Raw genomic sequence first — 12,491 nt, 5'->3', positions numbered from 1 at the left:
AGCGCGAAACGTGAAATAGGCTGCCCGCCTGCCGGGCAGCCTATTTCTCTTTTAATAGCCGTTCGGCATCATTGCCAATTGGTGCAAAAGGCGCGTCACGGGCAGGTAAATGACGAATAGGCAAATTCGATAGCAATTCCGTATCGATCGACGGTAGTGCTGCTCACACTCAGCTGGTCAACGGTCCTGTTCATTAGTAGCGTGGCCGCATCATGGGCAGGGAACAGACGATGGCGCTCGAAACCGATGACGTGCAACAGACGGCAACGCTGGCCGGACAGCGGTTCCGGGTGCGGGACCACTACGAGGTCGGCCGGGAAAAGATCCGCGAGTTCGCACGGGCGGTGCAGAATCACCACGGCGCCCATCATCAGGAAGCCGACGCGCACAAGCTCGGCTACGACGGTGTCGTCGCGCCGCCGACCTTCGCCTCGGTCATCGGCTCATCCGGCACCCGATCGCTGCTCGAATCGGTGCTCACCGAATACGACCTGTCCCAGATCCTGCAGACCGACCAGGTGTTCCAGGCCTATCGGCCCATCTTGGCCGGTGACCGGCTCACCAGCGAGATCCTGATCGAATCGATCCGCCAGTTCGGCGACAACGATTTCGTCGTGGTCCGGTCCGCCCTGGTCAACCAGCACGGCGAGCTCGCGCTGATCGGCTCGACCACGATCGTGGCGCGCCGCGGCGTCGAGGTGGACCCGAGCCTCACCGACGTGGTCGACAACATCATGATGCACGGCCAGGTGGTCGAATTCCCCACCGCCGAAGCCGGATTGGACGACAGCTCCGCGCTGATCCCGCTCGGCCTCGGCGAACTGCCCGCCCCGGCCGCCGATCGCGAGATCGCGCCGGTGCAGACGCTGCCCGACTTCGACCAGCTCGCCGTCGGCGATCAACTCCCGGCCGGCTCGTTCCGGCTGGCCCGCGGTGACCTGGCCAATTACGCGGGCGTGTCCGGCGACGCCAACCCGATCCACTTCAGCGACCACGCCGCCCAGCTGGTCGGCCTGCCGACGGTGGTCGCGCACGGCATGCTGACCATGGGCCTGGCCGGTGGCTACCTGACCTCCTGGCTCGGCGATCCGACCGCCATCGAGAAGTTCAGCGTGCGGTTCTCCGGCTTCGTGCCGGTGTCGGCGAACGCGGCGAGCACGGTGGACTTCGTCGGCCGGATCAAGTCGCTCGAGCCGGATACCCGCACCGCGACCGTCGTGCTCGGCGGCACCTCGGAGGGCCGAAAGCTGTTCGGGCGGGCCATCGCCGAGGTCCGGCTGGCTTAAGAACCGGCTCTTGGCGTAGTCGCCGCAGGTGAGCATGGTTCGCCGGCACCGTTTCCGGCTCACAGATAATCCACACCCCATCGCGCGAAGTTTCGGCGCAGGATGGAGTCGTGACCTACTCAGTAATGCGCCGGGTAGCACCCGCGATCGGCGCCGCATGTCTCGTGGTCGGCGCCATCGCACTGGTGCCGTCCACCGCCGCCGCTACATCCACCGCCGCCACCGTTGCCAGCCCCGATGATTCATGGCCTACGCCGGACCGCGACGGCAAAGGCGACGACCAGAAGAAGCGATCGGCCAAGATCTATACCGACTGCGATCAGGTACGCGCCGAGGGCGCAGGAACGATCTACCGCGGCGACCCCAGCTACAACTCGTTCCTCGACCAGGACGGCAACGGCATCGCCTGCGACAACTGACCGTTATTGCGCGGCCTGGAAGGTCAACATCGTTGCGCCGATCCGGATCTCGTCCCCGTCGGCGAGCAGCGCACCGTTCTCGATCGGGTCGTCGTTGACGTAGACGCCATTGGCCGAATGCAGATCCTTGATCAGCAGGCCGGCCCGGCTCGGCATGATGTGCGCGTGATACCGGCTGGCCTTCGGGTCGTCGAGCACCAGGTCGTTGTCGGTCATCCGGCCGATCCGCAGGCCACCCTGCGCGATCGCGACCACCCTGCCGTCGGGCATCCGCAGCTGTCCGCTGCGCACCGTGCTCGGCGCCTCGGTGACGGTCTCGGTCATCGCCGCGGCCATCCGTTCGACCTGCCGGTGTTCGGCCGCGCCGAGCGGTTCCTGGCGCAGCACCCGGTGTTCGAGCTCGATCAGCGCCGGACCCGGATCGATGCCGAGCTCGTCGGCGAGCACGGCACGCACCCGGCGGCACGCGTCGAGCGCGTCGGCCTGCCGGCCGGACAGATACAGCGCGGTGATCAACTGACCCCACAGCGGCTCGCGCAGCGGATGCTCGCCGGTCATCGAGACCAGCTCGCCGATCACCGATGAGGCACGCCCCAAGGCGATTTCGGCATCGATCCGGGCCGAGGCGACGGCGAGGCGCTCCTCGTCCATCGCGGTGGCGAAGCCGTCGGCGAACTGCAGGCCGGTGAGATCGGCCAGCGCGCGGCCGCTCCACTCACGTAGCGCGGCACCGTAAAGCTGTGCGGCACCGGCATGATCGCCGAGCGCGGCCGCCCGGCTACCGGCCTCCCGCGTCGCCTCGAAGCGGCCGAGATCGCAGGCGGTCTCGGCCACTTCCAGGCGATAGCCGGAGGATTCGGTGCGCAACACCGTCGCCGGATCCACGCCCGAATTACGCAGCGCCTTACGGATATTCGAGACGAATACCTGCAGGCTGGCCGCGTAGGAGTCGGGTGGATCCTCGTTCCACACCATGTCGGCCAGCGCGGCCGACGACACGGCGCGGCGCCGATTCACGGTGAGCGCGGCTAACAGAGCCCGCGGCTTGGGCCCGCCGACCGCCACCGGCTCACCGCCGACGAGCAACCGGACGGGCCCGAGCACGCGCACATCCAGACACATGAGCTGTCGAGCCCCCGGTGGGTTGATGAGTGGGTCAGGCGCTGATCGACCTTCCCGCGGACTTCAGATCATTGCATGCCTCGGTGACACGTGCCGCCATCGAGGTTTCGGCCTTCTTGAGGTAGCTGCGCGGGTCGTAGACCTTCTTGTTGCCGACCTCGCCGTCGATCTTCAGCACACCGTCGTAGTTGCTGAACATGTGACCGGTGATCGGCCGGGTGAACGCGTACTGGGTGTCGGTGTCGACGTTCATCTTCACCACGCCGTAGCGCAGCGAGTCCTCGATCTCCGACTTCAGCGAGCCGGAACCGCCGTGGAAGACGAAATCGAACGGCTGCGCGTCTTGGCTCAGGCCGAGCTTGGCCGCGGCCACCCGCTGGCCCTCGGCCAGCACCTCGGGCTTGAGCTTGACGTTGCCCGGCTTGTACACGCCGTGCACGTTGCCGAACGTCGCGGCGAGCAGGTACTTGCCGTTCTCGCCAGCGCCGAGCGCGTCGATGGTCTTCTGGAAGTCCTCGGGCGAGGTGTAGAGCTTGTCGTTGATCTCGGCCTCGACGCCGTCCTCTTCGCCGCCGACGACGCCGATCTCGACCTCGAGAATGATGTTGGCCTGCGCACACGCCTTCAGCAGTTCCTTGGCGATCTCCAGGTTCTCGTCGATCGGGATCGCGGAACCGTCCCACATGTGCGACTGGAACAACGGGGGCTGCCCGTTCTTCACCCGCTCCTGGGAAATGGCGACCAGCGGCCGGACGAAACCGTCCAGCTTGTCCTTCGGGCAGTGGTCGGTGTGCAACGCGATGGTGATGTCGTACTTCGCGGCGATCACGTGTGCGAATTCGGCCAGCGCGACCGAGCCGGTGACCATGTCCTTGACGCCGAGGCCGGAACCGAATTCGGCGCCGCCGGTGGAGAACTGGATGATGCCGTCGCTACCCGCGTCCGCGAAGCCCTTGATGGCCGCGTTGATCGTCTCCGACGACGTGCAGTTGATGGCGGGGAAGGCAAAGGAGTTCGCTTTGGCCCGACCGAGCATCTCGGCGTAGACCTCCGGAGTCGCGATGGGCACAGTAAGACCTCCGTGATTGTTGCGGCAAAGACCTATTTTGTCAGCCACCACCCTAGGACAGCGGTGTTTCGCCTGCTATCCAGGGCGGGCGCAGTGGCGCCAGCGCCGGTGACCAGCCGGTAGTCCATACGGAACCATCAGGTGACCAGTCGGTAGTTTCGCGCACAGCGCGGGGTTTCTCAGCCGAACCCGGTACTGTGGGCCCGGTAATTACGCTGGCAGCTTCCCGATGCGATGGCAAGCGATCAGGCCAGCCGTATCCAGAACAGGAGACCGCGTGATTCTGCTGGCAGCGACAGAATCGGTGACGAGCAACCTCGCTATCAAAGAGTTGCTCGACCCGATGCACCTGCTCACGGAGACGTGGCTCAAGAACGCGGTGCTCCCGGCCATCCTGGTGATCGTTTTCATCGAGACCGGCCTGCTGTTCCCGATCCTGCCCGGCGATTCGCTGCTGTTCACCGGGGGCCTGCTCGCCGCGCAGACGAATCCGCCGGTGTCGATCTGGCTGCTGCTGCCCGCCGTGATCGCGATCGCCTTCACAGGCGACCAGAGCGGTTATTGGATAGGCAGGGCGATCGGGCCCGCGTTGTTCCACAAGGAAGACACCCGCTTCTTCAAGAAGCACTACGTGACCGAGACGCACGAGTTCTTCGAGAAGCACGGCCCCAAGACCATCATCCTGGCCAGGTTCGTGCCCATCGTGCGCACCTTCATGCCGGTGCTCGCCGGTGTGTCCAAGATGGATTACCGCAAGTTCGTCGCGTTCGACATCGTCGGCGCGGTGCTGTGGGGCGGCGGCGTCACCGTGCTCGGCTACTTCCTCGGCAATGTCGCCTTCATCCGGGACCACGTCGAGGCGATCTTCCTGCTCATCGTGCTCATCTCGGTGCTGCCCGGCATCTTCGCGGTGGCGAAGAAGCTGCTCAACCGTGGCGCGGAGCCGGCGGCCCGGCAAGAAGCCGGGTCGACCGTCTCGACGAACGAGCCGATTCGCTGAGCTCGTGATAGCGGCGTCCTCGCCCCTAGCAGTGGGCAATTTCGATCCGCTGATGTCAGCGGGGCCCGCGCTCGTCTGGACAGTGGTGCTTGCCTTTGTCTTCATCGAGTGCGCGGTCATTCTCGGGCTCTTCCTACCCGGCGACTCCATGTTGATCACGGCGGGCATCGTGATGGCGTCGAACGCCTCCGGCGAAGGGCAGGTGTGGGCGCTGTCGGTGGGCACGATGCTCGCGGCCATCGCGGGTAATCAGGTCGGCTATGTGATCGGGGCGCGGACCGGGCACCGCCTGGTGGCGCGCAAGAACGGCCGCTATATCAACACCCGCAACCTGCAACGGGTCACCGAGCTGTTGGAGCGGCACGGGTTTGTCGCGGTGCTCGTCGCCCGCTGGATTCCCTGGGTGCGCACGCTGTGCCCGACGGTCGCGGGCGCGGCGGGCATGGACCATCGCAAGTTCACCATCGCCAGCACGATCGGCGCGATCATCTGGGCGCCGGTGCTGCTGCTCATCGGGTATTACGCGGGCGGCTTCCTGGACCGGGTGCCGTGGCTGATGCCGATCGTGATCGGCACCCTGGTGCTCGGCCTGATCGTCGGAACGGTGCTCGGCATCCGGCACTACCGGCAGGAAATGGCCAAGCCCGCAGAGGAATTCGAGCTGGAGAGCTCGCCGAGCGGCATCGTCGACTCCGACGGCTGACCGGAAAGCGAAGGCGGCCCGCTGATTACAGCCCGGCGGCGCTGACCAGGTAGGCGGCCTCCATCAGCATCCAGCCGGACAGCTGCACCGACAGGTCGCGTTCGGGCACCCGGGACGAGGTCACCGAGCCGCCTGCGGTGAAGCGGCCCGCACCCGCGATGCCGCCGGGCAGCGTCGCCGGTTGGCTCCAGTTGTGCCCGAACAGCGGCTCGCCCTCGACCTCGAGCCGGTTCGCCCAGGCTGCCGTCGCGGAGGCGCGCACGATCGCGGCCGCACAGCGACGCGTCTCTTCGTGCGCTTTGTCGTCGCCGGGCAGCATCAGCGCGACCACCGCGAGATAACGGGCCAGGATGCCGTTGAAGAGTCCGCCGTCGCCACCGCCGCCGCCGTTCACGATGCCGCGGGTGGTCAGGTGTTCTTCGACGGCCTCGAGTAATCGATGGACGCGCTCGCCGTGTCTCGGCTCGCCGGTGTGCATCGCCAATTCGGTTTCCACGCCGAGCACCACGCCCTGGCAGTAGCTGAACACCGGCCGCTCGATCTCGCCGGACGGCAGATGGATGCCGTCGAGAATCAGCCCGCTCGCCGGATCGCGTAGCGTCGCGTCCAGCCAGTCGGCCATCTCCTGTGCCCGTGCGTGCCGCCCGAGCCGCAGCAGCGCGATGGCGGCCGGACCGTTGGCTGGCGCGTTGTAGTAGTCCGAGCCGATGCGCCACGGCACCGCGCCGACCGCCGGGTTGAAGCCTTCGTACAGCGGCTTCTCCAAGGCGATGAGCCCGCTGCGTGCCTCGGTGACCCCCGCGGTCCGCTCCGCGCGTTCCAGCGCGATGGCCAGCCAGGCCATGTCGTCGTAGTACTTGTTGGTCCAGCCGGTGATATTGCGGAGGCGATGCGAGCGCGCGAGCGCGGCGATCCGCTTGCGCCGCACCGGAGTCGGCATCCGGTTGGCCGCGTCGACCGCGCAGTCGATCAGATGGGCCTGCCACCAGTAGTGCCACGACCCGAACGCGCGCTCCCGCTTGGTCGCGGGCCAGCCGACGACCCCCAACTCCGTCCCCGGCAACGCCCACAGTGCCCGCACATGCCGGGACACGATCGCGGATTCCGCCATGTCGGCACGTTCGGACCACAGCGCGGGCGTCGCCACCGCGTCCCGCCCGGCTTGCGAGCGTTCACCCAGCGACCGCGGCGTCGCGCGCCGCGGATCCTGTGCCCTCCGCGTGGTCATGCGTCAATGGTGCCAGCCCCGCCGGGATTTCCGCGCCCGATTTGTTACACAAGTGATGTGTATTTGTTCTCGGACTCATGTCCTACGTGTACCGACGGTGAAGCGGCTATCCCTTCAGCCGCAGCACCGCCAGGACGCGGCGGTGGTGCGTGTCTGAAGGTGGCAGGTCGAGTTTGGTGAAGATGTTGCCGATGTGCTTTTCCACGGCGCGTTCGGTGACTGTCAGCGAGGTGGCAATGGCGTTGTTGGACAGGCCCTGTGCCATCAGCTCCAATACCTCGCGTTCGCGCGGGGTGAGGCGGGTCAGGGAATCCTGCTGGCGGGATGCGCCCATCAATTGACTCACCACCTCCGGGTCTAGGGCGGTGCCGCCGGTGGCGACCCGATGGAGTGCGTCGACGAAATCACGGACGTCGGCAACCCGGTCCTTGAGCAGGTAGCCGACTCCGCTCGCGCCGCCGGCGAGAAGTTCGGTGGCATAGCGGGTTTCGACCCACTGGGAGAAGACGAGCACGCCGGTCATCGGATACTTGCGGCGCAATTCGATGGCGGCGAGCAGGCCCTCGTCGGTGAAGCTCGGCGGCATCCGCACGTCCACCACGGCGACATCGGGATTGTGCAGGCCGACCACGTCGCTCAGCGTGGTCGCGTCGCCGACCATGGCGACCACCTGGTGACCGCGTTCGGTGAGCAGGCCGGCGAGCCCGTCTCGCAGGATCGCACTGTCCTCGGCGATCACGATGCGTAGCGACTCACTCATGACGCCACCTCGCTGTTCACCGTGAGCCGTCTTTCGGCAGCAGAATGGTCACCACGGTGGGTCCACCGGTCGGGCTCTGCACGGTGAGGGTGCCGTCGACGGTGCGCGCCCGCGCGGCCAGCCCGGAAAGTCCGCTGCCCGCGGCGAATTCGCCGGGCGCGGGTTGCAGCACACCGCCGATTCCGTTGTCCCGCACGGTGACCGCGATGGTCCGTGCGTCCGTCGGCACCACCGAGATCCACGCCCTGGTGGCGTTGGCGTGTTTGACCACATTGGTGAGCAGCTCGGCCACCGAGAAGTAGCCGATCGCCTCGATCGCCGGATCCGGCCGTTCTGGCAGGTGTACCCGCAGCTCCACCGGCACCGAGCTGCGCGCGGCCAGGGTTTCCAGGGCCGGGCCGAGCCCGAGCTCCAGTGCGGGCGGGTGGATTCCGCGCACCAGCTCGCGCAGCTCGGTCAGCGCCTCCTTGGAGCTGGCGTGCGCGTCCGCGATCAGATCCCGCGGGTCGCCGCCCGAGGACAGCCGATCCTCGGCCCGGCCGAGTGCCATCGCGATGGTGACCAGCCGAGCCTGGGTGCCGTCGTGCAGGTCACGTTCCAGCCGCCGCAACGTGGCCGTCGAATCGTCGACCGCGGCCTTCCTGCCCTGCTGCAGTTCGACGATCCGCCGATCGCCCGCGGTCGCACTGAGCAACGCGATGGTCAGCAGCCGGTGAATCCAGCAGACCGCGCGCAGCAGCCAGGGCAGCGCGAAGCAGCCGATGACGCCGATCGCGGCCAAGCCGAGCACCCGCGGCCAGGTGTCGATGTAGTAGTCACCGAACTGGGCCATCGAATGATGTTCCACGCCTTGGGCATCGACATTGATCGGATCGAGAAGCCACCAGGGAATCGGCGACAGCGCGACGAACACCGTCATCGCGACGACGATCAGCACCACCCAGCCGACCGCGACGCCGAGCACGGACTGCGCGAGCAGGAACAGCGCCGCCCGCCAACTGGCCCGATCGGTGAACGCGCTCTTGACGAAGCCGATCAAGCCGGGCCCCGGCTGAAACGGCGGCGGCGGCGTCACCTGCGCGCCGAGCAGGTCCTTGGCCAGCGCCCGATAGATCCGGGCCCAGGTCCGGCCGCCGAGCAGGATCAGTGCCAGGATCGGCAGTCCGATGATGGTGACCGAGATCGCGACGCCGCCGCCCCAGCCGATGTACATGTACGCGAGGGCGATCCAGCCGACAACGAACACGGTGAACACGTAGACCAGTTCTTTCCAGACGCGGGCCTGGAACGGGGCGCTCAGCACGGCACGGGCCACCCGCTCGGCGGAACGCCCGGATTTTCCCGGCGCCGGGTCGAGCACGAGGGTGGGTTCGGCGTGAATCTCGGTCATGGCTCCCATGGTTGTCGGCGCGGCGGTGGTATTCGATGGAGCTGTCCGCCGGATGCGTGGTGTAGCCAGCTACACCAACTACCATCCAGCTGATGAGCTACCCGCCGCAGCAGCCGCCGTACGGCTATCCAGCCTACGGGGCCTACGGACCGCCGCCGGAACACCCTCAGGCCACCCTCATCCTGATCCTCGGCATTCTCAGCCTGGTGTTCTGCCAGATCATCGGACCGGTCGCCTGGGTGATGGGCAGGCGGGCGCTCAACGAGATCGACGCGTCCGGCGGTGCGCTCGGTGGCCGCTCGAATGTCATGGTCGGCTACGTCTGCGGGATCCTCGCCTCGGCGCTGATCATCATCGGCATCCTGTTCGTCGCGCTGTTCGTCGTGCTCGGACTCGTCGGCGTCTGGAGCAGCACGACCACCTACTGACGCCGCATGACAGCGCTGCCGCGGGCGGGAATTAGCATCGTCGGAGTGAATCACCCAGTGCCGGACGCGCCGGAGCAGGACCCACCCGGGCCCACCGAGTGGGGCGAGCACCCGCACGGCGTCGGCCCGTGGGCCGCCGAGCACGCCGAGCCGCCGCCGGACGATCCTCGCCTCGACCCCGAACTACTGACCGGCGGCGACCGCCGCAACGTGGTCGACGCCTACCGCTATTGGACGCGCGAATCGATCGTCGCCGACATCGACCGGCGCAGGCACCCGTTCCACGTCGCCATCGAGAACTTCGGGCACGACGCCAATATCGGCACGGTGGTGCGCACCGCCAACGCCTTCGCCGCCGCGGCCGTGCATATCGTGGGCCGAAAGCGGTGGAACCGCCGCGGCGCCATGGTGACCGACCGCTATCAGCACATCGAGCACCATGCGAGCATCACCGAGCTGCTGGATTTCGCCGCGCGCGCAGGACTCACCGTGGTCGCGGTGGACAACGTGCCAGGCTCGGTCCCGCTCGAAACCGCCGAACTGCCGCGCGAGTGCCTGCTGCTGTTCGGGCAGGAGGGTCCCGGCGTCACCGAGCACGCGAAAGACGCTGCGGCCATGACCGTTTCGATCGCACAATTCGGCTCGACCCGCAGCATCAACGCGGGCGTCGCCGCCGGCATCGCCATGCACGCCTGGGTCCGTCAGCACGCGGACCTCACCAACTCTTGGTAGCGGATCTTCCCACGTCAGTGCCGCCGCGGGCCTATCCTGAAGGTCCGACAGTCGGGGCGGAGGCTGGGATGGATCACGGGCGAATTCTGCGCACGGTGCTCACGGTGACCGCCGCGTACCTGGTGGTGCTCGGGTTGTGGCTCGGGTGGGTGGTTCAGCACACGCCGCCGGGCACGTTGCCGTATCAGATCGTGGCGTTGGTCGGGCTGTTCGGCACCTGCGTGGGGATCGGGATGATGTTGGCATCGCGGCCGTCCAAGGCGGATCGGCGATTGTGGCGCAACGGCCTGGAAGGGTGGGCGACGGTGCACGGGGTACATCCGTTGCAACGGACCGACCACCACACCGAATTGACCGAACTGGATTTGGAATTGACCATCCCCGGAGCGGAAAGTTACCGGGGGACAATCGTTTTCGACGTTACCCCGGCCGACAAGGCGCGCCTGGCGGTCGGCGAGACCATCTCCATCCGGGTCGATCCGGCGAACCGCGATCGAATCATTGTCGTGCTGTGAAGACGCCTCAGTTCTGAGATCAGCAGTGGTGCGCGGCCGGGTCGGCTAGCAGGAACTGGGCGGCGGCGTAGGTGGCCAGGATGACGCCCTCGGTTATCCGACGAGTGCGCTCGGTGCGGGCGAACAGGTGGCGCAGCACGATCAGGCCGTCGGACGCGGTGAACAACATCGCGCCGAGCCCTAGTCGGCTACGCGGATCGGCGTTGGGAATGTTCACGCCCGCAATGGATTTCGCGCCGGGGGCCAATGCCGTGTCCGAGGCGAGCACGCCTGCGGTGCCGAGCATCGCGCCATAGGCGATCAACGGTGCCGCCACAGTAGGCGCTTTCCCGCCGAGCAGAGCCGCCGCACCGAGCCAGGCGCCCAGTCGCGGCAACGCCACCTCGGCACGCGGGCGCGCACCCTTGCGCAACCACAGCGCCGAGTACCCGGCCTGCAGCACCGCGAACGACGACGCACCGGCGATCAACCGGCGGTCGTTGTCGGGGTCGATGAGCAGGATGTCACCAAGCGTCGCGGCACCGAGCGAGCCGAGCAGCACCGTGCGATCCGTCGGATCGATATCGCTGCCCTTGGTTACCACGTCGGCCGCCAGCAGCGGCATCATCAAGGGTTTCGCGATCCACTGCACCTTCTCGCGGCCGGTGACGGCGGCATAGACGGTGACAGTGGCCGCGGCGAGAAACCCGGCCCGGAATACCCGCGGCGGACCCGAAGGCGGTAGCTCGCGTAATGGAGGGACCAGCGAGCGCCGCCGATCAGACACTGAAGCTCGGCTCGATCGGCTTCGGCGGCAGCGTGACGACCTGGCCCGCATAGCTGAGCCCGGCGCCGAAGCCGAGCAGCAGCGCCAGCTGACCACCCTTGGCCTTGCCGGTCACCAGCATTTCCTCCATCGCCAGCGGAATCGACGCGGCGGAGGTGTTGCCGGTCTGCACGATGTCGTTGGCCATCGGGATGTCGTCGGCCAGGCCGAGGTTCTTCTTCATCAGCTCGTTGATCCGAGCGTTGGCCTGGTGCGGGATGAAGACCTCGATGTCTTCCTTCGCCACCCCCGACATCTCCAGCGCGGTGGACAGTGCGCGCGGCAAAGTTACCGCGGCCCAACGGAATACGCGCGGGCCCTGCATCCGCAGCGACATCCGGCCGATCGGCTCGACCGCCGGGTCGGTGCCCTGCATGGCCTGCGCCTTCTCCATGTATTCGAGGAAGTTGACGTCCTGCGCGATGGCGCTCGCGTTCTCGCCGTCGCTGCCCCAGACCGTCGGCGAGATGCCGTTCTCCTCGGCGGGCCCGATCACCACCGCGCCCGCGCCGTCACCGAAGATCATCGCGGTGCCGCGGTCGGTCGGGTCGAGTCCGACGGTCATCGTCTCGGCGCCGATCAACAGCACGTACTCGGCCGAGCCCGCCCGGATCAGGTCGGCGGCCACGCCGAGGCCGTAACCGAAACCGCCGCACCCGGAGGTCAGGTCGAACGCCGGGATCCCGTTGATGCCGAGGTCGTGCGCGACGGACGGGGCGCCGTGCGGGGTCAGCATCAGCCAACTCGACGTGGCCAGGATCAGCGCGCCGATCTTGGACCGGTCGATGCCGCTGTTGACGATCGCGCGCTCACCGGCCGCCGCGGCGATCGACTGCAGCGTCTCGTCGCCGCTGATCCAGCGCCGGGTCTGGATACCGGTTCGCTCGAAGATCCACTGCGGGGTGGAATCGAGGACCTCGCACACTTCCTCGTTGCTGACAATTCGCTGCGGTCGATAGGCACCGATACCGAGCATCGCAACATTGTCGCGATTTTTGTTGATTGCAATGCTCACCACTGGAGATGACCCTTCA

The 12,491-nt window shown here is 67.2% G+C and carries 14 protein-coding genes; 7 read left to right on the top strand and 7 right to left on the bottom strand.

Translation table 11 applies throughout. The features are described 5' to 3' along the window. Positions 1–212 precede the first annotated feature (212 nt). Together ACIA8C_RS12230 and ACIA8C_RS12225 are read left to right on the top strand one after the other, a co-directional pair. Positions 213–1,286, top strand: coding sequence for a fused (3R)-hydroxyacyl-ACP dehydratase subunits HadA/HadB (locus tag ACIA8C_RS12230; RefSeq protein WP_397133712.1), 1,074 nt, complete (start codon positions 213–215; stop codon positions 1,284–1,286). 110 nt (positions 1,287–1,396) lie between these two features. Then, positions 1,397–1,705: an excalibur calcium-binding domain-containing protein gene (locus tag ACIA8C_RS12225; protein WP_397133710.1), complete on the top strand. Its 309-nt coding sequence runs from the start codon at positions 1,397–1,399 to the stop codon at positions 1,703–1,705. A gap of 3 nt (positions 1,706–1,708) precedes the next feature. Here ACIA8C_RS12225 and ACIA8C_RS12220 read toward each other — a convergent pair whose 3' ends face one another. Further along, entirely contained in the window at positions 1,709–2,827 is a 1,119-nt protein-coding gene (locus ACIA8C_RS12220) for a BTAD domain-containing putative transcriptional regulator (protein ID WP_397133708.1), read from the bottom strand. 34 nt (positions 2,828–2,861) lie between these two features. Next, positions 2,862–3,896 (bottom strand): class II fructose-bisphosphate aldolase, encoded by a 1,035-nt coding sequence (gene fbaA / locus ACIA8C_RS12215; RefSeq protein ID WP_396995483.1) that lies wholly within the window; start codon positions 3,894–3,896, stop codon positions 2,862–2,864. Positions 3,897–4,239: 343 nt separating this feature from the next. Here fbaA and ACIA8C_RS12210 point away from each other — a divergent pair, with 343 nt between their 5' ends. Continuing rightward, positions 4,240–4,896: a DedA family protein gene (locus ACIA8C_RS12210; protein WP_397133847.1), complete on the top strand. Its 657-nt coding sequence runs from the start codon at positions 4,240–4,242 to the stop codon at positions 4,894–4,896. Between the two features lie 52 nt (positions 4,897–4,948). Then, the gene (locus ACIA8C_RS12205) at positions 4,949–5,599 is read left to right on the top strand and encodes a DedA family protein (RefSeq protein ID WP_397133706.1); all 651 of its coding nucleotides are present in this window, start codon (positions 4,949–4,951) and stop codon (positions 5,597–5,599) included. A 25-nt stretch (positions 5,600–5,624) separates the two neighbouring features. On the opposite strand, the gene ACIA8C_RS12200 is transcribed toward ACIA8C_RS12205, so the two are convergent. The 3 genes from ACIA8C_RS12200 to ACIA8C_RS12190 form a co-directional block, all read right to left on the bottom strand. Then, positions 5,625–6,710 (bottom strand): glycoside hydrolase family 76 protein, encoded by a 1,086-nt coding sequence (locus ACIA8C_RS12200; protein WP_397133845.1) that lies wholly within the window; start codon positions 6,708–6,710, stop codon positions 5,625–5,627. Positions 6,711–6,933: 223 nt separating this feature from the next. Continuing rightward, positions 6,934–7,587 carry a LuxR C-terminal-related transcriptional regulator gene (locus tag ACIA8C_RS12195; protein WP_397133704.1) on the bottom strand — a complete coding sequence of 218 codons (654 nt, stop codon included), beginning with the start codon at positions 7,585–7,587 and terminating at the stop codon, positions 6,934–6,936. A gap of 16 nt (positions 7,588–7,603) precedes the next feature. After that, entirely contained in the window at positions 7,604–8,977 is a 1,374-nt protein-coding gene (locus ACIA8C_RS12190; protein WP_397133702.1) for a sensor histidine kinase, read from the bottom strand. Positions 8,978–9,069: 92 nt separating this feature from the next. Between ACIA8C_RS12190 and ACIA8C_RS12185 the strand changes: the two genes are divergently transcribed. The 3 genes from ACIA8C_RS12185 (at position 9,070) to ACIA8C_RS12175 (ending at position 10,652) form a co-directional block, all read left to right on the top strand. Beyond that, on the top strand, positions 9,070–9,405 hold the full coding sequence (locus ACIA8C_RS12185; RefSeq protein ID WP_397133700.1) for a DUF4190 domain-containing protein: 336 nt from the start codon (positions 9,070–9,072) through the stop codon (positions 9,403–9,405). Positions 9,406–9,450: 45 nt separating this feature from the next. Then, positions 9,451–10,137, top strand: coding sequence for a TrmH family RNA methyltransferase (locus ACIA8C_RS12180; protein WP_397133698.1), 687 nt, complete (start codon positions 9,451–9,453; stop codon positions 10,135–10,137). 68 nt (positions 10,138–10,205) lie between these two features. Then, on the top strand, positions 10,206–10,652 hold the full coding sequence (locus ACIA8C_RS12175; RefSeq protein WP_397133696.1) for a hypothetical protein: 447 nt from the start codon (positions 10,206–10,208) through the stop codon (positions 10,650–10,652). A gap of 19 nt (positions 10,653–10,671) precedes the next feature. Here the strand turns inward: ACIA8C_RS12175 and ACIA8C_RS12170 are convergent, their stop codons facing one another. Both ACIA8C_RS12170 and ACIA8C_RS12165 read right to left on the bottom strand, forming a co-directional pair. Next, complete coding sequence (locus ACIA8C_RS12170) at positions 10,672–11,397, bottom strand: lysoplasmalogenase (RefSeq protein WP_397133843.1); 726 nt, start codon at positions 11,395–11,397, stop codon at positions 10,672–10,674. Positions 11,398–11,410: 13 nt separating this feature from the next. Continuing rightward, positions 11,411–12,475, bottom strand: coding sequence for a beta-ketoacyl-ACP synthase 3 (locus ACIA8C_RS12165; protein ID WP_397133694.1), 1,065 nt, complete (start codon positions 12,473–12,475; stop codon positions 11,411–11,413). Between the last annotated feature and the right edge of the window lie 16 nt (positions 12,476–12,491).

It is taken from the genome of Nocardia sp. NPDC051321, assembly GCF_044455225.1.
GTDB lineage: Bacteria > Actinomycetota > Actinomycetes > Mycobacteriales > Mycobacteriaceae > Nocardia.
The sequence above is the reverse complement of the archived record's forward strand: the minus strand, read 5'-3'. Positions and strand labels throughout refer to the sequence as shown.